This window comes from Lutibacter sp. Hel_I_33_5 (assembly GCF_007827455.1).
Lineage (GTDB): Bacteria > Bacteroidota > Bacteroidia > Flavobacteriales > Flavobacteriaceae > Polaribacter.
This window is the reverse complement of the sequence record NZ_VISM01000001.1, coordinates 614,533-635,296: the sequence shown is the minus strand read 5'-3', so window position 1 is coordinate 635,296 and position 20,764 is coordinate 614,533. Positions and strand designations below refer to the sequence as shown.

The 20,764-nt window shown below is 28.9% G+C and carries 21 protein-coding genes; 7 read left to right on the top strand and 14 right to left on the bottom strand.

What is annotated here, in order from left to right; genetic code table 11:
• Positions 1 to 185: 185 nt before the first annotated feature.
• The 5 genes from OD91_RS02730 to OD91_RS02710 all read left to right on the top strand — a co-directional run bounded on the left by OD91_RS02730 (position 186) and on the right by OD91_RS02710 (position 3,227).
• On the top strand, positions 186 to 1,163 hold the full coding sequence (locus OD91_RS02730) for a type I phosphomannose isomerase catalytic subunit (protein ID WP_144894867.1): 978 nt from the start codon (positions 186 to 188) through the stop codon (positions 1,161 to 1,163).
• Complete coding sequence (gene kdsB / locus OD91_RS02725) at positions 1,164 to 1,895, top strand: 3-deoxy-manno-octulosonate cytidylyltransferase (RefSeq protein WP_144894866.1); 732 nt, start codon at positions 1,164 to 1,166, stop codon at positions 1,893 to 1,895.
• The gene (locus tag OD91_RS02720) at positions 1,895 to 2,587 is read left to right on the top strand and encodes an HAD family hydrolase (RefSeq protein WP_144894865.1); all 693 of its coding nucleotides are present in this window, start codon (positions 1,895 to 1,897) and stop codon (positions 2,585 to 2,587) included. The genes kdsB and OD91_RS02720 overlap by 1 nt, the downstream gene beginning before the upstream one ends.
• Before the next feature lie 39 nt (positions 2,588 to 2,626).
• Entirely contained in the window at positions 2,627 to 2,893 is a 267-nt protein-coding gene (locus OD91_RS02715; RefSeq protein ID WP_144894864.1) for a hypothetical protein, read from the top strand.
• A 136-nt stretch (positions 2,894 to 3,029) separates the two neighbouring features.
• Positions 3,030 to 3,227, top strand: coding sequence for a hypothetical protein (locus OD91_RS02710; protein ID WP_144894863.1), 198 nt, complete (start codon positions 3,030 to 3,032; stop codon positions 3,225 to 3,227).
• An 11-nt stretch (positions 3,228 to 3,238) separates the two neighbouring features.
• On the opposite strand, the gene OD91_RS02705 is transcribed toward OD91_RS02710, so the two are convergent.
• The 4 genes from OD91_RS02705 to OD91_RS02690 are packed head-to-tail and all read right to left on the bottom strand — an operon-like array spanning position 3,239 to position 6,350.
• Positions 3,239 to 3,718, bottom strand: coding sequence for a sensor of ECF-type sigma factor (locus OD91_RS02705; RefSeq protein ID WP_144894862.1), 480 nt, complete (start codon positions 3,716 to 3,718; stop codon positions 3,239 to 3,241).
• Between the two features lie 2 nt (positions 3,719 to 3,720).
• On the bottom strand, positions 3,721 to 4,257 hold the full coding sequence (locus OD91_RS02700) for a hypothetical protein (protein ID WP_144894861.1): 537 nt from the start codon (positions 4,255 to 4,257) through the stop codon (positions 3,721 to 3,723).
• A 40-nt stretch (positions 4,258 to 4,297) separates the two neighbouring features.
• A complete protein-coding gene (locus tag OD91_RS02695) occupies positions 4,298 to 4,846 on the bottom strand; it encodes an RNA polymerase sigma factor (RefSeq protein ID WP_144894860.1) in 549 nt (182 codons plus the stop codon).
• 49 nt (positions 4,847 to 4,895) lie between these two features.
• The gene (locus OD91_RS02690) at positions 4,896 to 6,350 is read right to left on the bottom strand and encodes a TonB-dependent receptor (RefSeq protein ID WP_144894859.1); all 1,455 of its coding nucleotides are present in this window, start codon (positions 6,348 to 6,350) and stop codon (positions 4,896 to 4,898) included.
• A gap of 78 nt (positions 6,351 to 6,428) precedes the next feature.
• Between OD91_RS02690 and OD91_RS02685 the strand changes: the two genes are divergently transcribed.
• Positions 6,429 to 7,205, top strand: coding sequence for an MBL fold metallo-hydrolase (locus OD91_RS02685; protein WP_144894858.1), 777 nt, complete (start codon positions 6,429 to 6,431; stop codon positions 7,203 to 7,205).
• Here OD91_RS02685 and OD91_RS02680 read toward each other — a convergent pair.
• From OD91_RS02680 to OD91_RS02640, 9 genes are all read right to left on the bottom strand, one after another.
• Positions 7,189 to 7,953 (bottom strand): hypothetical protein, encoded by a 765-nt coding sequence (locus tag OD91_RS02680; protein ID WP_144894857.1) that lies wholly within the window; start codon positions 7,951 to 7,953, stop codon positions 7,189 to 7,191. The genes OD91_RS02685 and OD91_RS02680 overlap by 17 nt on opposite strands.
• Before the next feature lie 70 nt (positions 7,954 to 8,023).
• Positions 8,024 to 8,662, bottom strand: coding sequence for an alpha/beta hydrolase (locus tag OD91_RS02675; protein ID WP_144894856.1), 639 nt, complete (start codon positions 8,660 to 8,662; stop codon positions 8,024 to 8,026).
• A 17-nt stretch (positions 8,663 to 8,679) separates the two neighbouring features.
• Positions 8,680 to 9,939 (bottom strand): dihydroorotase family protein, encoded by a 1,260-nt coding sequence (locus OD91_RS02670; RefSeq protein WP_186434380.1) that lies wholly within the window; start codon positions 9,937 to 9,939, stop codon positions 8,680 to 8,682.
• The gene (locus OD91_RS02665; RefSeq protein ID WP_144894854.1) at positions 9,936 to 11,885 is read right to left on the bottom strand and encodes a BatA domain-containing protein; all 1,950 of its coding nucleotides are present in this window, start codon (positions 11,883 to 11,885) and stop codon (positions 9,936 to 9,938) included. The genes OD91_RS02670 and OD91_RS02665 overlap by 4 nt, the downstream gene beginning before the upstream one ends.
• Before the next feature lie 7 nt (positions 11,886 to 11,892).
• The gene (locus OD91_RS02660; RefSeq protein WP_144894853.1) at positions 11,893 to 13,377 is read right to left on the bottom strand and encodes a S10 family peptidase; all 1,485 of its coding nucleotides are present in this window, start codon (positions 13,375 to 13,377) and stop codon (positions 11,893 to 11,895) included.
• Between the two features lie 68 nt (positions 13,378 to 13,445).
• A complete protein-coding gene (locus tag OD91_RS02655) occupies positions 13,446 to 14,210 on the bottom strand; it encodes a TIGR02757 family protein (RefSeq protein WP_144894852.1) in 765 nt (254 codons plus the stop codon).
• A 2-nt stretch (positions 14,211 to 14,212) separates the two neighbouring features.
• Entirely contained in the window at positions 14,213 to 15,241 is a 1,029-nt protein-coding gene (locus OD91_RS02650) for a hypothetical protein (RefSeq protein ID WP_144894851.1), read from the bottom strand.
• 7 nt (positions 15,242 to 15,248) lie between these two features.
• The gene (locus tag OD91_RS02645; RefSeq protein WP_144894850.1) at positions 15,249 to 15,908 is read right to left on the bottom strand and encodes an ABC transporter ATP-binding protein; all 660 of its coding nucleotides are present in this window, start codon (positions 15,906 to 15,908) and stop codon (positions 15,249 to 15,251) included.
• A gap of 103 nt (positions 15,909 to 16,011) precedes the next feature.
• Positions 16,012 to 18,438, bottom strand: a complete 2,427-nt coding sequence (locus tag OD91_RS02640; RefSeq protein ID WP_144894849.1) for a DUF5916 domain-containing protein — start codon at positions 18,436 to 18,438, stop codon at positions 16,012 to 16,014.
• A gap of 316 nt (positions 18,439 to 18,754) precedes the next feature.
• On the opposite strand from OD91_RS02640, the gene sucC reads away from it, so the two are divergent.
• Entirely contained in the window at positions 18,755 to 19,951 is a 1,197-nt protein-coding gene (gene sucC / locus OD91_RS02635) for an ADP-forming succinate--CoA ligase subunit beta (protein WP_144894848.1), read from the top strand.
• Between the two features lie 89 nt (positions 19,952 to 20,040).
• Here the strand turns inward: sucC and OD91_RS02630 are convergent, their stop codons facing one another.
• Positions 20,041 to 20,742: a DUF4369 domain-containing protein gene (locus OD91_RS02630; protein ID WP_144894847.1), complete on the bottom strand. Its 702-nt coding sequence runs from the start codon at positions 20,740 to 20,742 to the stop codon at positions 20,041 to 20,043.
• Between the last annotated feature and the right edge of the window lie 22 nt (positions 20,743 to 20,764).

Here is a 20,764-nt window from a genome sequence, read left to right as displayed (position 1 = left end):
TTTTCTGCTTTTGATATCCTATAAATAAACGAACACCTAATCTTGCAAAAAGAATAATAGCAATTACCATAACAATATTAAGTTCGCTCATTATAACATTTAAAGTATAATTTTTGATAAAGTTACCCAATTAATATTTAACTTTTATAAAGAACTTGTAAATTAGCCTTTCAAAAAAAATGACAATGCCTATACATCAACTTTTAAAATTTGAACCTATCCTAAAAGATAAAATTTGGGGTGGTCAAAAGTTGATGAAAAATCTTAATAAAGTTTCCAAAAGAAAAGATATTGGTGAAAGTTGGGAAATTTCCGATGTAAAAGGAGATACCTCAATAGTTGCAAACGGTGCTTTAAAAGGAAAAGATTTAAAAGAGTTGATTTCTGAATTTAAATATGACTTGGTTGGCGAAACTATTTATAAACATTTTGGTGAAAAATTTCCGCTATTAATTAAGTTTATAGATGCAAAAGAAGCACTAAGTATTCAGTTACATCCACATAATGATCTGGCTAAAAAACGTCATAACTCATTCGGAAAAACAGAAATGTGGTATGTAATGCAAGCTGATGAAAAAGCGAATCTAATTGTTGGCTTCAAAAAAGATGTTACTTCAGAAGAATATTTAGGTCATTTAGAAAATAAAACACTTACCGATATTTTAAATATTGATGAGGTTAAAAAAGGCGATGTTTATTTTATTCCTAATGGTAGAGTTCATGCAATAGGAGCTGGAGTTTTAATAGCGGAAATTCAGCAAACATCTGATATTACCTATAGGATTTATGATTGGGATAGACCAAATCCTGATGGAACATTCAGGGATTTACATACAGAAGAAGCTATAGATGTAATTGATTATAAAGCTCAAAAATCATATAAAACTGATTATAAAAAAGAACAGAATAGTGCTTCGGAAATTGTTTCATGCCCTTATTTTACAACCAATGTTTTACCTGTAAATAGAACTATTTCTGTTAATCATTCTAAAAAAGATAGTTTTGTTATTTATATGTGTGTAGAAGGAAATGTTTTATTTGAGTATAGTAATCAACAAGAAACACTAAAAATGGGTGAAACTATTTTAGTACCGGCTTGTATTAAAAATATTAAAATTACTTCTGAAGAGAATTCAGAATTATTAGAAGTTTATATAAAATAAATGAAAGTAATTGCAATGATTCCAGCGCGTTATAGCGCATCTCGTTTCCCAGGTAAACTAATGAAAGATTTAGGGGGAAAGCCTGTAATTGTTAGAACTTACCAGGCAGCATTGCAAACTAAGTTATTTGATGATGTGTTTATTGTAACTGATTCTGACGTTATTTTTAATGAGATTGAAAATATTGGTGGAAAAGCAATTATGAGTAAAACAGCACATGAATGTGGTTCTGATAGAATTGCTGAAGCTGTAGAAAATATTGATGTAGATATTGTAATTAATGTTCAAGGTGATGAACCGTTTATTGATGAAGTTTCACTTTCAAAATTAATAGATGCATTTAAAAAAGACATTAATAAAGAAATTGATTTAGCGTCTTTAATGGTTCAAATTACTGATAAAACTGATATTGAAAATCCTAATAATGTAAAAGTAATTACCGATGTAAATAATATGGCAATTTATTTTTCTAGAAGTGTAATTCCATTTCATAGAGATATAGATATTGATGTGAAATATTACAAGCACAAAGGAGTCTATGCTTTTAGAAAACAAGCACTCATCGACTTTTATAACACTCCGATTACGCCTTTAGAAGCTTCAGAAAAAATTGAAGCAATCCGATATCAAGAAATTGGTAAAAAGATTAAAATGATTGAAACTGATGTTGAAGCCATTGGAATTGATACTCCTGAAGATTTAGAAAAAGCTATAAAATATCTAAAACGTTAATGTATACCAATATTAAAGTCATTGCTTTTGATGCTGATGATACTTTGTGGGTAAATGAAACCTATTTTAGAGAGGCAGAGAAAGAATTTGCTAAATTATTAGCAGCGTATGAAACTGAGAATAAAATAGATCAAGAGCTTTTTAAAAAGGAAATAAAAAACTTATCATTATATGGTTATGGTGTAAAAGGCTTTGTACTTTCTATGATAGAATCTGCACTAGAACTTTCTAATTATACTATTAAACCAACAACTATTTCTAAGATCTTAAACATTGGTAAAGAAATGTTGGAAAAACCAATTGAATTATTGGATGGAGTAGAAGATGTGCTTAAAAACTTGCAAGGGAGATATAAACTAATAGTAGCAACTAAAGGAGATTTATTAGATCAAGAGCGTAAATTAGAAAAATCTAATTTGCATCAATATTTTCATCATATAGAAGTAATGAGTGATAAGAAAGCGAAAGATTATAAAAAACTAATTAATCATTTAGATATATATCCATCAGAATTATTGATGATTGGAAATTCTTTAAAATCGGATGTTTTACCCTTAATAGAAATTGGAGCTAAATCAGTGCATGTGCCTTTTCATACAACTTGGGCGCACGAAGAAGTTACAGAGCAAGAACAGAATGCAAGTAATTATATTACCATTAATAAAATAACAGACGTTTTAGATTTTTTATAATGATTTTATAGTAACTTTGCATCTGAAAATTTTTGAATTATGGCAAGTATAAAAAACTTAAAAAAAGATATTAATTACACGTTAGGAGATTTAATTGAAGAGTGTTATATCTGGGAATTATTAAACCCAAAAAAAGACACTAAAAAATCTGAAGCTATTATTGATGAAGCAATTGAAACTTTTGATTCTTTAATTGTAAAGTTAAACGCTAAAGGTGTAGAAAATAAGAAAGCTCATTTTAAAGCATTAGGAGCTGAATTAGAAACTAAAGCATCTGCTATAGCAGCTAAAATTAATAAGTTATAAAAATAATTTTAACTTTTTGTTAGCATTAAAATAAAATCCATTCTATAAAAAGAATGGATTTTTTTGTATTTTTATATACTATTTACGAAATTGATTTCGTTAAATTAAAAAATAACTTCCTGAAATTATTAAATACATGGCAAGAGCAATGTTTGATTACACTAAAACAGTACTAAAAAAAGTTAGTTTCAATTCAGATTTATTTTATAAAGAACTAGAAAAAGCATTAAACATATTGTTACCACACGAAATAAACGAACTAACCATCTGGTTGAAGAAATTTACACATAACAGACCAGAATTATATCTTAGTTTGGCTTTAATAAAAAAATAAAAAGAAGGATTTTAATCCTTCTTTTTATTTTTCACTCTATTTTTATTTCTCAATTTCCTTAATAATGTTCTGTTAAATTCTTTTTCAGCTAAATTAAGAATTAGTATTTTTTTATAAGGTAAAACCTTGGTCAGTTTTGTTTGGTATTCATCAATAACAATAACTTGTTCCTTTTTTAATTTCTTTATTTGTTCTAAAATTTCTTTAGCTTCACTTTCCTTTATGGCTTCAACTCCTCCCTGAGCATTAATTTTTTTTCTTATTTTTTTATTTTCTTCCTTACGTAAAAGCATTATTTTTTTATCATAAGTATTGTAAATTGGCCAAAACTTTTCTGCTTCTTTGCTAGATAAATCTAGTTTCTGAGTAATAAAGCCAACTTTTAAAGATCTAATTTTTTCGAAACCTATTTTGCTAGTATTCTTTTTTTGAGCTAATAAAGAAGTAGCGAATACGAATAAAAATAAAAGAGGGAATATTATTTTTTTCATCATTAATTTATTTCGTTTATTAAATAAGTAGTATCAATTGAGTTTATATAATCTTCTAAATTAGAATCTTCGATATCTACTTGAAAATCATTTTCATCAATATCTAAGTCAGTAAAATTTGCTGTTAATTCGTTGTTACTAATATTGTTATTTTCAAACCAATTTTCAACTTCACTAAACTCTATAGCGTCAAATGTAACATTTTCTGGTTTTATTGTAGAATAAAAATATTTAAACCCAAAAAATAAAAGTATAGAAGCGGCAGCGATATATGAGATAAAATGCGTTGTTTTAGTATTAAAAGTAATAACTTTAGACTTTTTCTTAACGTTTATTTTGCTTAAAACTTTAGCTTCTATACTACTAAGGTAATTTTGTGGGGTTGTAAACCCGCTTTCTAAAGGAAGTTTTTCTTCGGATAATTTTATGTGAAAATCATCTTCAATTCCATCAAAATAATTTTGCGGAGTAGAAAAACCATGTCCCTTTTTATCGAGCTGATTTAAGTAATTAAAGTTATTATCTTTATTTAATCCCATAATTATTACTTTGACTGTATTTTGTGTAAAAGGTTTAAAATCAGTTGTAAATATTTTTAATATACTGTTCTATTTTTTTTACTGCATGATGATAAGATGCTTTTAAACTCCCAACAGAAGTTTCTAAAATTTCTGAAATTTCTTGGTATTTCATCTCATCAAAATACTTCATATTAAATACTAATTGCTGCTTTTGTGGTAACTGTACAATAGCTTTTTGTAAAATCATTTGTATTTCATCACCTGTAAAATGATTGTCGTTAGTTAAGTCGTTTGCAAGTTCAGACTGAATTTCTGTAATATCTACTTTCCTTTCTTTCGCTTTTTTATTAAGAAATGTAATTGCTTCATTCGTAGCAATTCTATACATCCAGGAATATAATTTGCTGTCTTGATTAAATTTATGAATGCTTGTAAAAACCTTTATAAATGTATTTTGTAAGACATCGTCAGCATCGTCATGCGAGATTACTATTTTTCGAATATGCCAATACAGACGTTCTTTATATAGAGATATTAACTCTCTAAAAGCCGAATCTTTTTGTTTAGCATCTTGTAATTGTGCTACTAATGTTTTTTCATTAGTCAATTAGCTTAATTTATTATAGGTTAATAAAATAAGAATATTTAATGAGGGATTATTTTTTTAAAAGTCTTGCTCTTCTAGAATAACCGAAAAGTCTTTTCTGTTTAATAGTTTCAGAGATTCCTTCTGGTAACATTTCTTCCCAGCCCTCTTCATTATCTTGTATCATTTTAAGAACAGTACGAGAAAAAATATGAAGGATTTCAGGATTGAAATCGTCAATATTAATAAGCCTTCTATTGGTCTTAAAGAATTTGTATAACTCTTTTGTTCTTGGGCTAACTTTTAAGTTTTCGCTATTAATATATTCTCCAGTTTCTTCATCTTTATATGGATACATGTAGATTTTTAAATCTCTATGGAATAATTTACCAAATGCTTCAAGAATTCCACCACTTAAATTTTTATAGTATTTTTCGTCAAAAATTTGAATTAAGTTATACACTCCCATGGCAAGTCCCATACGTTCTTTGGTAAACTCACTAAAGTATTCTACTAGTTTAAAATACTCTTGAAAATTTGTAATCATTACATTCTGACCAAGAGAACATAATAATTCTGCTCTGTCTAAGAAATCACGTTCGTTAATTTCTCCTTCTGCACGTAAATTGCTTAACGTAATTTCAAAAATAATTTGAGTCTTCTCTTTATTAACTTTCTTTTCTGCAAAAAATAGCTGTTTAGATTTCTCAAACATATCCATATTTACTTTGGTAACCGGTCTAAAACTACCACGTAAGGCAAGAATATTCTTTTTATAAAGTACTTGAGCAGGTAATAAGTTAATTCCGTCAGAACCAAACATTACTGCGTTTGTCATACCGTTTTTAAGTAATTGCAAACTCATTAAACGATTGTCTACATACATAAAACGTGGTCCAGAAAAGTTAATCATATCAATCTCTAATTGATCTTTATCTAGATTGTCATAAAAAGATTTAACTAATTCTTTTGGATTATCATTTAAATAAAAAGCACCATAAATTAAATTAACACCTAAAACACCTAACGTTTCTTGTTGTAAACGGGCATCAGTTTCTTTAAAACGTAGATGTAAAACAATTTCATTATAATCTTCTAATGGATCTAATTGAAAACGAATTCCAACCCAACCATGACCTTTAAATTTTTTAGCAAAATCAATTGTAGCTACGGTATTTGCGTAACTAAAAAAAAGTTTATCAGGATGCTTATTTCTACTTAATCGATCTTCAATTAAGTTTATTTCATGACGTAACATTCTTATCAAGCGAGATTCTGTTACATAACGCCTGTCTTCTTCAATTCCATAAATAGCATCAGAAAAATCTTTATCATACGCACTCATTGCTTTTGCAATAGTTCCAGAAGCTCCACCTGCTCTAAAGAAATTCCTAGCAGTTTCTTGTCCAGCTCCAATTTCTGCAAACGTTCCGTAAATATCAGAATTTAAGTTAATTCGTAATGCTTTACTTTTAGAATTAAGTACATCGCTAATTTTTTGATCGCCTTTTAAAGAAATTGCCATTTGTAAGGATTTTTTGTCTTTAACAAATGTAGTAAAATTAGTAGCTATCAGTCAATAATTATCCTATTTTTGTCTTCTATGAAGGTTGTTTTTTTAGGTACAGGAACTTCAACTGGGGTTCCAATGATTGGAAGTAATCATCCTGTAGCTTTTTCGAATGATAAAAGAGATAAGCGCTTGCGTGCTTCTATTTTAATTTCTTGGGATGATGTTACCTGTATTATAGATTGTGGTCCAGATTTTAGACAACAAATGTTACGAGAAAATGTTCAGTCTATAAACGGAGTTTTTATCACGCATGAACATGCAGATCATATTGCTGGATTTGAAGAAGTTAGACCTTTTGGTTTTAAAATTGGTGCTGTGCCAATTTACACAGATAAAAGGATTTTAAAAGTATTGGAAAAAAGATATGATTATGTTTTTGCAACCGAAAATAGATATCCAAGTACTCCAAAGGTTAAGCCAATACTTATCTCTCCTAAAGAAAGTTTTCAATTAAAAGGAGTAGAAGTGATTCCAATTGAAGTGATGCATGGCGATTTACCAATCTTAGGATTTCGTTTTGGGAACATGGCGTATTTAACAGATATAAAAACAATTTCTGATACAGAAAAAGAAAAATTGAAAGATTTAGATGTTTTAATTGTAACGGGTTTACGAAAAGAACCACATAGAACTCATTTTAATATAGAAGAAGCTTTAGCTTTTATTAATGATGTTAAACCTCAGAAAGCATATTTAACGCATATAAGTGAAATGTTAGGATTTCATGCAGAAGTTGAAAAAGAATTACCAGAGAATGTTTTCTTAGCCTATGATGGTTTAACGCTAGAGACTAGTTTGTTGATTTGAATTGAAGCGTGTATTTTTTCTTGTAATACAAATTAAATAATGATGCTCTAGAAATCTTTACATCATCATTTATGGTAACTTCAAACTGCTGATTTCCAGAAATTTCACTAGAAAGTTTATTAAGCTGTTTTGTTATTTTACTCAATAATTTATTATTATACGTTTCTATACTGCTGTTAGCTAAAATAGGTAACGAATTCATAATCATTAAAAATTCATATCCATTATCAGTACTATATTTTGGAGTTTGTTTAGGAATTCTATTTAAAGTGATTAATTTCTTTAACTTAAAAAACTCATTTATTAATTGCCTTTCTGTTTTTGAAGTATCTAATTTAATCAAGCAAAACATTTTTAAGGAAGCATTTTCGTTAATGTTGATAAAATCAAGAATACTTTTATCTGTGAATTCTATATTTAAAAATTTTGCACTTTCAGAATAAAAATACGATTCAGGAAATGTTTGTTTAATTTTTGACGCTAAATCTACATAGTATTTCTTTATACTTTTTTCACTAGAATCTCTTGTCCATGTTGTTCCATCTGCTTTCTGGAACGAAGTTACTCCGTAGGTAATTTCTACTCCATAATATTCGGCTGGTAATTTTAAAAAACAACCATCAGGTTCTCTAGAAACATCAGTATCAGAATAAAAATAATTGATTTTTGGAGCATCATTTACCGTTTGACCAAAGCTGATTACTGTGATAAAACAAAAAAGTAGTGAAAATAAGAATCTAATTTTCATAAAGTTAGTTGACTTAGTAGTTGCTTACGAAAGTACTAGAAATATAAAACGGAGGCAAATTAATTTACTTTTATAATCGTTTCTCAATCCAACTTTTAAAACTATAAAAGTTTTGAGGAGTAACCCCATGACCAACAGGATATTCGGAATATTCATTTGTACAGCCTAATTCATCAAGAATTTTTGGTGCTTTTCTTGCCCAATCTATTGGTAAAACTTGATCAACAGTTCCGTGAGAAATATAATAATCCGTTTTTATTTCTAAAGATGAGAAATTAGAAGGAAGTAATTCTTCATTAATATAACCGCTTAAAGCAATCACATGCTGTACTTTATCAGGATGTAAAAAGCTTAATCCGTAACTTAAAATTGCACCTTGACTAAAACCTAATAAAAAAGTATTGTCTTTATCGGTGTTGTATTTAGTTTTGATTTTGTCAATAAAACTAGCAATTTTAGTAATGGATTCTCTTGCCTGCACTAAATCAGAAAACTTACCGTTCTGATCATCAAAATTAATAGCATACCATGCATAACCTCCATAACCCATTTCATAAGGGGCTCTAGCGCTGACTATTAAAAGTTCGTCAGGTAATTCTGAAGCAAAAGAAAATAAGTCTTCTTCGTTACTTCCATAACCGTGTAAAAGAATTAATAAAGGCGGATTTTTAGAGTCAGTTTTCGTCTCTCTAACAATATAATTTAGCATTGTAAATATATTTTCAGTTAGTTGTTTAATACTAATTTATTATTGGCAAAAATACCATACGCTATTCCAGATAAGTTTTTGCCAAGAAAAACACTATTTTTTGATGTAGATAAAATGTTTTCTCTGTTAAAAGAGTATGATTTTTTTGTGCTGAATAATGATAGTTCTGCAATATTTCCTTCTTCTATAGCATTATTTTCAATACCGAAAATATATTTCGGATTTGTGGTAATACAGTTTATATACTCTTCTGGATCAAAAATTGAATTTAAGGCTCCAATAGCGCTTTCTAAACCGATCGTTCCGTTTTTAGCATTAGAAAATTCAACTTTTTTATTTTCAATATCAATAGGGTTGTGGTCAGATGTAATAACGTCTATTACTCCAGAAGTAACAGCTTTTTGTAGGGACTTCACGTCTTTTTTTGTTCTTAAAGGCGGTGTTAGTTTTGTGTTGCTATCAAAACCTTCTAGTTCATCATCGCTAAGTAATAAGTTTGCAATTGTTACACCACATGTTACTTGTAATCCTTTTTTCTTCGCTTGTTTTATTAATGTAGCAGAATTTGCTGTAGAAATTGTTGGGATATGTAATTTTCCACCAGTATATTCAAGTAAAAATAAATCCCTAGAAATTTGAAGTTCTTCAGCTAAAGCAGGAATTCCTTTCAGTCCTAATCTTGTGCTCGTATTTCCTTCGTTTACAATGCCTTCTCCTGCAATTGAATTATTTTGAGGAAAACTCATCACTAATCCATTAAAATTTTGAGCATATAACAGCGCAATCTTTAATAAATTATCATTTTCTATAGGTTTGTTATAATCCCCAAAAGCAATAGCCCCAGACTGTTGCATATCAAATAACTCAGCAATATCAATTCCTTTACCACCTTGAGTTAAAGCGCCTATTGGGTGTAAATTTGTGGCTGCACTTTTAGATTTGTTTATTAAATATTCTATTGAAGATTTATTATCTATAACTGGATTTGTGTTAGGGTTAACCGCCACACGTGTAAAACCACTTTTTGCAGCTACTTCTAGTCCGTTTTCTATAGTTTCTCTTTCTTCAAAACCAGGTTCACCAAACGAAACGGAAGTGTCAAACCAGCCGCAAGAAACATGTAAATCTTCTAAATCAACAACAGTGTATTCTTTTTTGATAGGAATAGCATTGTCAATTTTTTTAATCTTTCCGTTACTAATTAAAATGTCTTTTTGTTTCTTGTGGTAAGAGCTTGATGGGTCTATTATTGTAGCCGATTTTAACAGCGTAGTCATGGTTTGAAGAATTTTAAAATTAAAATTTCCAGGAGCAAAGATACAATTGCTAACGCTAAAAACCATTTCCAAAGCCAACGAACTTCATTTTTTTTGTTCATTTCTTTAAAAACATCTTCAATAGAGCTGTGAATAGTGATGTTACTCTTTTCTTTTTTCAGCGCATTTAAGTCTAAGAATTGCAGTCGACTTTCATGTTTAGGGTAATTATAGGCTGCAGTTTTTAATGTGTCTTTTTTATTGATGATGTATTTAAACCCATTAGAATTAGGTCTTTTCTCAGTATTTATTGTTGTTTTATTTTGATATGATTGCTGTAGCGGAATAAATGAGTCTTCTTTATCTGTAATAGTAATTATATCATTGCTGCTTAATTTTCCACTGATATCAATTTTATTAGCCTCGCCTATGGTGTAATATAATTTTGGGTATTTTAAACTGTTTAATCCAATATTGTAAAAAATTGGCACAATTAAAGGAGAGTTTGTAAAATTACTTATTCTTTTGTCTAAAGAAGAACTAGCCCAATATAGGGTTGATTTTTTTAGTTTAATTTCTTTAATAAAACCTGTGTTGTTTTGATAAGAAACAATATTGTTTGAATTTCTAAATAAAGTAGGGTAGTAGCTGTTACTAACTGGATATTGGAAATTTTTAATGTTTTTTGAGAAAACATTATTAAATATTGGATGATTAAAATTAATGGAAGTTATTTTTAAGCTGTCTTTTTTTAGTGTGTTTACTTTTCCAAGGTTTAAATCTTTAAAAAATTGATTATAAGAGTCAACTTTTATATTTTCTGAAGGAATAATAATAATGGTTCCGCCATTTTTAGAAAACTCTTGTAAGCTGGTTGATAAATATTTTGGAACTTCTGTAAGTTCATTTAAGATGATTAAATGCTGATTTGTAATCGTATTATAATTTAGATTTTGGAGACTAAATTGTGATAGGTTAAATTCTTCTTTTTGATATATTTTTGAAATAAAATCAGCTTCTTTTCCTATCGTTAAAATGTTCGATTTTTTGTTTGAATTGATTGTGAAAAAATATGAATTATCAAAAGTGAAAGTGTCGTTAAAAGTTACAGTTATTTTTCCTGTAAATTTTGTAGTTTTTTGGGTAGGGAAGGAGAGGGTTTTAATAGTGTTTTTTTCTATAGAAAATGATTGTTTGCTAATCAGTTTTTTCTTGTTGAAAAGTGCGATCGGAATATTAGTTTTTTCTTCACCTTGATTTTTCACTATAATTTTAACTGTAAAATTATTGGCTTTTAGATCATCAATGTAAACACTGTCGATAGAAATGTTGTTTTTTAATGAAGAGTTCAGTTTTATGAAGGAAATATCGCTATTTACATTTGTAAACTCATTTTTATAAGTATTCTGAAAATCAGATATTAATATATTTTTATTTAAAGTGTTAGTTTTATTACTTGTGCTGTTGTCAATTTTTAACAAAACATCACTAATTTTTAAGGTATTAGAAGTGTTTTTGACTTTTAGTAACTTTTTTTTAAGCTCTTCAGATGTTAAATCAGTATAATAATCATCATTTGTGAGTAAATTAAATTTATCCTGACTCGAAATATTCTCAATTATTTCTTGAATACTTACTTGTAATAAATCTCCTTTTTCACCTTTAGAATTTAGACTTAAAGAATTATCTAAATATATGAAATTATTTTGTTTTTGTTCAACTTTTTTATTGCTAAAATAAGGTTGAGAAAAAGCAAAAAGTATCGCAGAAAATAATAACAGTCTATTTGCTAAAATAAGCCACTTTTTTAACTGAGAACTTTTACGAGTTTGTAAGGTTATTTTCTTTAAAAAAGCAACATTTGTAAAAGGTGTTTTTTTAAACTTTTGTAATTGAAAAAGGTGTACTAAAATTGGTATAATTAGTAGCGCTAATAAGTATAAAATTTGTGGGTATTTAAATTGCATTTAATTATTAATATTTTGCAGGGCCAATTTTTTCTGAACTTTTTTTAATAAACAGACGTAAGTCTTCGTTTGCTTTTTCTAAATCTACTTTTCTTAAATACATCATATGTCCACTTCTGTATCCTTTAAAGCTCATTCTATGTTTCATTTTTCCGCTTGGATCAATTTTCCCCATAGTATATTTAGCAACAGAATACGTAGTAGCACCGTCATAGTAGCCAGATTGAACTAATACTTGTAAGTAGGGATTCTGTGCCATCGCTTTACGTAAGTTTTCTCGAGCGTTTTCTTTTTCAAAATCCCAAGGTCGTACTGGTCCAAACATATTATATTTTACATCTGTCTTAAATTTTAAAATATTCTGAGTATAATAATTGATTGCTGGAGTAAAAGAATGCAGCCATGACGTTAACTCTGGACTATAATCTGGTCTTGTGCCAACTTCTTGTCTATCAATACCTAAATACCTGCTATCTAGGCGACCAATTGTTTTTCCGTTTACATCACGCAGTAATTCTTTCCAGAAAAAACTTGGAGGCATTTCTAAATTTTGTTGTAATAATACACGTTTTTTTATACCTGTTAAACGAGCCATTTTTTCTGCCACATTATTTCTTTCAGAATCAGAAATATTTCCACCTTTAGAAATTGCTGGTAGTAATTCGTTGTATGAAAATCGTTCAGCTTCAGGTAAAATTTCTTCTAAATCTTTATTTTGCAGATCTTTAGGTAACATTTTATGATACCAAGCTGTTGCTGTAAAGTAAGGTAAATTCATAGCTGAATCTTCAGAACCACCTGTTCTAATAATTTTATAATCTGCAGGAGAAACCATAATTACTCCATTAAGGTACATCCATTGTCTATTTTGTAATTCGTTTGCTAACTGCATAACACGTGTACCTCCGTAACTTTCTCCAATAATATATTTTGGCGATAACCACCTGTTATTTCTTGTAATAAAAGTGTTTAACCAATCTGCTAAGTATTTTGCATCCGCATTTACACCAAAGAAATATTTTTTATCCAATTTTTCTCCTTTTTTAACAACTGGACGAGAATATCCAGTATTTACAGGATTTATAAAAACGATATCTGCTACGTCAAGAACAGAATATGGATTGTCCTTTATTCCGTATGGTTGAATTGGGTTTCCTTCATCATCAATTTTTAAAACTTTTGGACCCGTATATGCGATATGCATCCATACTGAAGCAGAGCCAGGTCCACCATTAAAAGACATAACAAGCGGTCTTTTTGTTTTATTTTTTATATCTGTTCTAGTGTAATAGGTATAGTATAAAGAAGCTACAATTTTACCATTTTCATTCCAAACAGGCTGCATACCTGTCATTGCTTTATAGGGAATTTTTTTTCCTTTAATGGTTACCGAATTTGTAGTGGTAACTATTGTGTCTAAAGGAATTCTTGGGTCTTGTGCATTTGCATTATAAATAAAAACAAACGATAGAATATATAATAGTCTTTTCATGATTAAAATATTTAAAAGACTAATTTAATTTAAAAAAGAGAAAGAATAATACCGTTGTTAACTTCTAATTAAAACTTTTCGAAAACACCTAAGCCAAATAATGCAAAATCATATTTTGAAGGATCATTTTTATCAAAATCTCTTAAAATAAGATCTAATTCTTCAACGGCTTTCCAATCGTTTTGTTTTCTAGAAAGGATTTTTAATTTTCTAGCGATATTTCCTGAATGTACATCTAACGGACAGGATAAATTTGATGGGTTGTGAGTTTTCCAAATTCCAAAATCTACACCAACAGTATCATTTCTAACCATCCAACGTAAAAACATGATGATGCGTTTGGAAGCTGAGTTTTTTAATGGATCAGAAACATGTTTTGTTGTTCTTTCTGGGTGTGGAATTTCAAAAAACAATTTTTTAAAACTAGCTATACTTGTTTTATAATTTGAAGTGTTATCTTTTATTGATAAAGCGCTTTCTATTCCGTTATGATTTTTGTAAATATTTTGAAGAGAAGTGATAAAATACTGAAAATCAATAACATTAAATGTTCGGTGTACAAAATTCTCTATAGAATCTAAATGATTTTTTTTATGATTTAGGATAAAATCATAAGGTGAATTCCCTAATAGCTCCATCATTTTAGAAGCATTTTTGATAATCATTTTTCTATTTCCCCAAGCAATTGTAGCGGTTAAAAAACCTGCAATTTCTATATCTTCTTTTAAAGAAAATTGATGTGGAATTTGAATTGGGTCAGATTCTATAAACTTTGGTTGATTGTATAGAGAGACTTTCTCTTCTAAGAATTCTTCCAGTTCTATTTGGTTCATTGTTATAATTTAAAACCGAACTTAAAACCAAGAGATATATTTAACAGGCTTCTTTTATTATAATCTCTAAAATAGTTTAAATCGAAAGTAGGAAAGTCGTCTAAGTCAAATAAACTATGTAGTGATTTATCATATTCTAAATTTATATGATCAAATCTTTTTGTTCTTATGCCTAAACCACCATAAAAATCAAAATATAACCTATTACCAATAGGAACAATCATTCCATATTTAAAATTAACAACTGTTACATTTTTATAAGTAGCAAAATCATCTCTTGTATAATTATATTGATATTTGTCTGTTCTTTCAGAATAATCTAAATAATCATTATACTGACTAACTATTTTGCGAAATTCTAATCCTATATATTCATTTGAATGTACGTTCTGAGTTAAATTAATGATGTTGTATACTTTTGTTTCCAACCTATACGTATATGCATTCTCTCTTAGGTAAGTAACATTGTGTCTTCGTAGTTTTTTGGTTCTTAAAAATGTACCGTATTCTGCACTGATACTAAAATTATTTTTCACAAAATATTCTACACCTAAAGTTGTCATTGGTATGGAGGTGAAATCAACTAGTTTTATTGGGGAAGTGTATATAAAAAGTTTATTTTTTGGAATTAAAGCTATTTTTTTGCTGCTTAGTTCTATTTTTTTTGAAAGACGATCTGTTATAAAATGTAAATTATGTTTATAAGTAAAACGTTTATCACTGAATAAATCTACTAGCATTCCAATACTATAAATACTTGTAATATTCATCCAGAAAAGAGGTGAGATTTTGTTTTCAAAATAAAAATCTCTCTTTAAACTATCCTTTAAAACTGTTACCTTTAAGTTTTTTTTAGAGCGAATAGGTCTTATTTTTATCTGCTTTTTATTAATTAGAATGGTATCTTTTTGGAAGATAATCTTACTTTCTTTATCTGCAGAAATTTTAACTACAGAAGTCTTTTTATTTAAAATAGTTGCACAAGAACTAAATATTAAAAGTGCAAATAATAATAAAGATAATTTTTTCATAACAGTGTTATATAATGATACCGTCTTTCATTGTTAACGTTCTATCCGCCATTTTAGCTAGCTCTTTATTGTGGGTAACCAATACAAAGGTTTGACCAAATTCATCTCTTAGTTTAAAGAAAAGTTCATGTAGGTTTTTTGCTGAGGCAGAATCTAAATTTCCACTAGGTTCATCGGCAAAAATTACTGATGGATCATTTATTAATGCTCTTGCGACGGCAACACGTTGTTGCTCTCCTCCAGAAAGCTCGTTTGGTTTATGATCTTCTCTATCAGTTAATCCTAAGAAAGCTAATAATTTTTTTGCTTTTTTTTCTGTTTCGGATTTGGATTTCCCACCAATAAAAGCGGGAATACACACATTTTCTAAAGCGGTAAACTCTGGTAGTAATTGATGAAATTGAAAAATAAAGCCGATATGTGAATTTCTAAATGATGAAACTTTAACATCGGATAATTCTTTAAGTGATATGTTATTTAATTCTAAATGATAATCTTCATTTTTAGTTGGCTTATCTAAAGTTCCTAAAATTTGTAATAGTGTGGTTTTTCCAGCACCAGAAGGGCCAACAATAGCAACTATTTCTCCTTTTTTAATATGAAGATTTACGCCTTTTAAAACTTCAATATCGCCAAAATATTTATGTATGTTTTTTGCTTTTATCATATTTTAAAATCAATACAACGAAAGTATTAAAAAGACTTGACTAAAAAATAAATCGGATAGACTTTTTACATCTTATCCGATTCATCACGTGGGAAAACAAATGTTAAAAAATATTTTTAATATTATTATAATCAATAAAATAAACTAATCGTAAAGAGAATATATGTTGATTAGGTTCTTCAAATAGGTTTTCTAAGTTTTGAAAAAAGTTAGGATTTGTATTGTCATTTTGGCTAAAAATAGAGTTTCGATAAAACGCAATTAACTGGCTACCAGGTGCAAACTGCCAAATATAATTTAAATCTAAATTCCAGCTATTAAAATTGACATCATGCATGTCAGAATAGTTGTTAGGAGTTAATAACCCCTCAGAAGTTAAATTATAAAATTGAGTATCATATGGTACTTTAGTCCAATTATGACGGAATGTTAATGATAATGAAGACATAGGACTAAAGGTGTATTTTCCAGAAATTGAATTTTCATAGGATCCTCTATCTCGTTGACCAAAAATAATATCGTTATTAACTTCGTTTACATAGCCTTGTTCATCATTAGATTGATTATACCTGAAGCTATAACTCAAAGAAAATTGATTGTTAAAACGATATCTTGGAGCGATTCTAAACCCATAATTTTCTCTTGGATTGTTTTTAAAGAAGGTGTAATACCAGAAATAATTAAAAGATAATTTTTTTCTTCTATCTGTATTTCCCCAATGATTTACATTAAAACGTAAAGGTGTTTCAAAGAAAACTCCACTAGTACTCCCTTGTCTTGGCTCAAAAAAATCTCTTCCTTTAGAACTAAAATTCAAATTACCTCCAAAATTAAAACGTCCCTTGGTATTAAACCAAGAGCCAATACCTACATTTGTACCTGTATAAGTGCCAGGATTGTGCAGCCAATTAACATTGTAATAAAGTGTAATACCTCCATTGTTAATATTGCCTGTTGGTTTTAGTATTCTATAGCCTAAAAAACCATAAAGTGTCTGCTCATTATTGCTAAAAAGAATTCCTAAATCATTTGGATTGTAATCTTTATTTTCAAAATTATACCCAATTTCACCTCGCCATTTTCCAGATTGTTTACCAATACTTGTATCAAAAGAATATCCAGTATTTGTTTCACTTGGATCATCAGAAATGTTTGTCATTTTAAAAGAACCATCAATATTGTAGTTACTCCCTTTGTCTTCTATATGCCAATCTAATGCTGTGGCATTTGCATCTCTAAATTTCCCGTCTCTAGTAACATTAGTGTTAATTAAAGACACGGAAGAGTTTTGATTAAATTGCTGGTCTAAGACCATAATATTATAGTTAGTAAATGGATTTGTGACTAATTCTCTGGTATTTCCAGTAAGTGTATCACGTACTTTTGCTTCTGTTTTAGCTGTAATAGCATTAAAAAAACCAATTCCTAACCCTTTTTTTGTACGTCCAGAAATTTTTACTGCATTTAACATATCAACTTTACCCGGGCTATCTGTAATTACCTCGTTGGTTGTTAATTGACTTTCTACATCAAATTGATCTGTTGGTGAGGCTCCAATTCTTCTAGAATAGAATAATCTTCCTTTGGTGAAAAGTTCTGTTCCTTCAGTGAAAAATTGTCGTTGTTCAGAAAATCGCTGTTCAAAAGGCCCTAAATTAAGCTCCACATTATCAAAGCCAGCTTGACTAAAATCAGGAATTAATGTTGCGTCTAGGGTGAAATTTTCTGTTAAACCGTATTTTAAATCCATACCAGCACTCCAATCACCTGTTGTATGTCCATCAAAAGTATTTGAGATTACTGATGCGTACGGGTAAAAAGATAGTCGTGTAGGTGGTTTAATATCTCTAAAATTTTCTACTAAGCCATCGTATTGTGTCCATCTTCCTTGTTGATTATCAATGTGATTCCAGGTGTAACGTGCATTTAAGTTTTTAATGTCTCTATGAAAATTAAATCCCCAAGATTGTATTGGTTTATTAGAAAAACGTAACGCACGATATGGGATTCTTATCTCAACAGTCCAAGAATCTTTATTAATTTTAAACCCACTTTCCCAAACACCATTCCAATTATAATCTTCATTACCATTAGAAACTTTTGAATCTGTTTGTACACCAGCAGCCGAAACAATAAACATATTTGGATTTTGACCGTCATCAATTGGATTGACCATGACCATAAAAAAGTCTGCATTTCCAAAATTATCTCTACTGGTAAATTCTGCTGGAATTTTTGTAGGGTCTGGATCATACATTAATGCGCTTATATAAATTGCATCATCATCGTACACAAGTTTTACTTCTGTTTTATGGGTATCAACTTCTGCCTTCCCATTATCAGGTCGCATCATGATAAAATCTTTTGCTATTTTTGCATTTTTCCAAGCTTCATCATCTAGAATTCCGTCTATTTTGGGCGCTTTCTCTATTCTTGTAGCCCCCATTTTTTTTCTATTAGTGTTTACTTGTGCAGATAATTGTATGATACTAAAGACTAATAATAGTGTAGTAATTAAAAACTTTTTCATGTTGGTTGTATGTTAGTTTTTTTAGCTAAATTATTTATGAATTATAAAAATGAATCATAAAATCATGTTAATTAACATAAGGACTAGGTAAACTTTAAAGTGTTACATTTTATAGATGTTAATTAAATCTTAAATTATTTTTAAGCTAAATTATTGGGTTTTTATACTGCTAAAAAATGATTTGTATTGAACTGTAAAAGATTTGTAGTGAATTGTTGATACTACTTTAAAAAAGCTATTTTTTATTCGATAATTATAGTAAGATTTTTAATATGGAATTTGTACTTTTGCTCACGATAAAATAATATTCTTACAAATGAATTTACACGAATATCAAGGAAAAGAGATTTTAAATAGTTTTGGCGTTAGAATTCAACGCGGTATTGTTGCTAGTACACCTGCAGAAGCAGTTGCTGCAGCTAAAAAATTAACCGAAGATACGGGTACTGGTTGGCATGTGATAAAAGCACAAGTTCATGCTGGTGGACGTGGAAAAGGTGGTGGAGTAAAGCTTGCTAAGAACTTACAAGAAGTAGAAAGCATTGCTGATGATATTATTGGAATGATGTTGGTTACGCCACAAACTTCAGCAGAAGGAAAGTTGGTAAATCAAGTTTTGATTTGTGAGGATGTATATTATCCTGGAGAATCTGAAACAGATGAATTTTATATGTCTGTTTTATTAAATCGTGGTACAGGTAGAAACATGATAATGTATTCTACGGAAGGTGGAATGGATATTGAAACAGTTGCTGAAGAAACTCCACATTTAATTTTTACTGAAGAAGTAGATCCAGGAACAGGATTATTACCTTTTCAAGCACGTAAAATTGCTTTTAACTTAGGATTATCTGGCGCAGCATTTAAAGACATGACAAAATTTGTGATGGCCTTATATACTGCTTATATTAAATCTGATTCTTCGATGTTTGAGATTAATCCAGTATTAAAAACATCTGATGATAAAATTATGGCTGTTGATGCTAAAGTTTCTTTAGATGATAACGCTTTATACAGACATAAAGATTATGCAGCTATGCGTGATTTACGTGAAGAGAATCCTATTGAAGTAGAAGCAAACGCTGCTGGTTTAAATTATGTAGATTTAGATGGTAATGTAGGTTGTATGGTAAACGGTGCTGGTTTAGCAATGGGAACTATGGATTTAATTAAAGAATCTGGAGGAGAGCCTGCTAACTTTTTAGATGTTGGTGGTACTGCTGATGCTGAACGTGTAGAAAAAGCATTCGGAATTATTTTAAAAGATTCTAATGTAAAAGCAATCTTAGTAAATATTTTTGGTGGTATTGTTCGTTGCGATAGAGTAGCGCAAGGTGTTGTAGATGCATATAAAAATATGGGTGATAAGATTAATGTGCCAATTATTTGTAGATTACAAGGTACAAACGCAAAAGAAGCAAAAGAATTAATTGACAATTCTGGTATGGAAATTATTTCTGCTACAGAATTTCAAGAAGCTGCAGATAAAGTACAAGAAGTATTAGAAGCTTAAATTCTTAGAAAATATAGTTAGTAAAAAACGCCTCATGAAAATGAGGTGTTTTTGTTTATTTTTACTACATAAATAATTTTCTTTTTTATTTATTTTTCACTCTTTTTAATATTGTCAATGAAGTTTTGAAACTGTTTACCATAGAGAGAATTCTTAACTTTCTCTGTTAAGCCCCTATTTATAGTGTCTAAGAATTTAATGTTTGCGTTTGCTAACTCTGTTAATGCTATATATGGAGCAGCTTCATATTCATTATTATTCATAGCAAAATTAACAGTGAACAGATAACTTCTTTTTAATAAGTTTTTAGATTTTTTAGCTACTTCAGCTATTTTAGTTTCGTCTTTACTAATTTTAGCATCAAAGTTTTCTTTAAGTAAATCTAATTGCTTGTTTTTAAATTGCTTATTTATTTTAAAATATCTTTCTAAAATCTCTTGATTTTTAGAACCTGTAATTTCGGTCTTTACTCCAAATTTTTCAAGGTTATCATTGATTGTTATAGTTCCTTGTTCACCAAAAAATAAAATTCGTTGTTCCTTGTTATTGGTGTTAAATGTCAAGTAGTACAATTCAGGACTTTCAACATTATCGGATAAAGTAAATATATTTGTACCGATTAATTTTAAAGAATCTACAGAAAATAAAGAGGTGTCTTTCATTTTTTGTAAATACAAAGTCCCTTTTTTTAGGCCTTTAATTTGACCAGAAACTATCATATTCCCTTCTTTCTTTGAAGTACATGATAATATAAAAATTGATGCTACTAAAATGAAGATATTATTTCTCATTAACCTAAATTATTTGATGTGC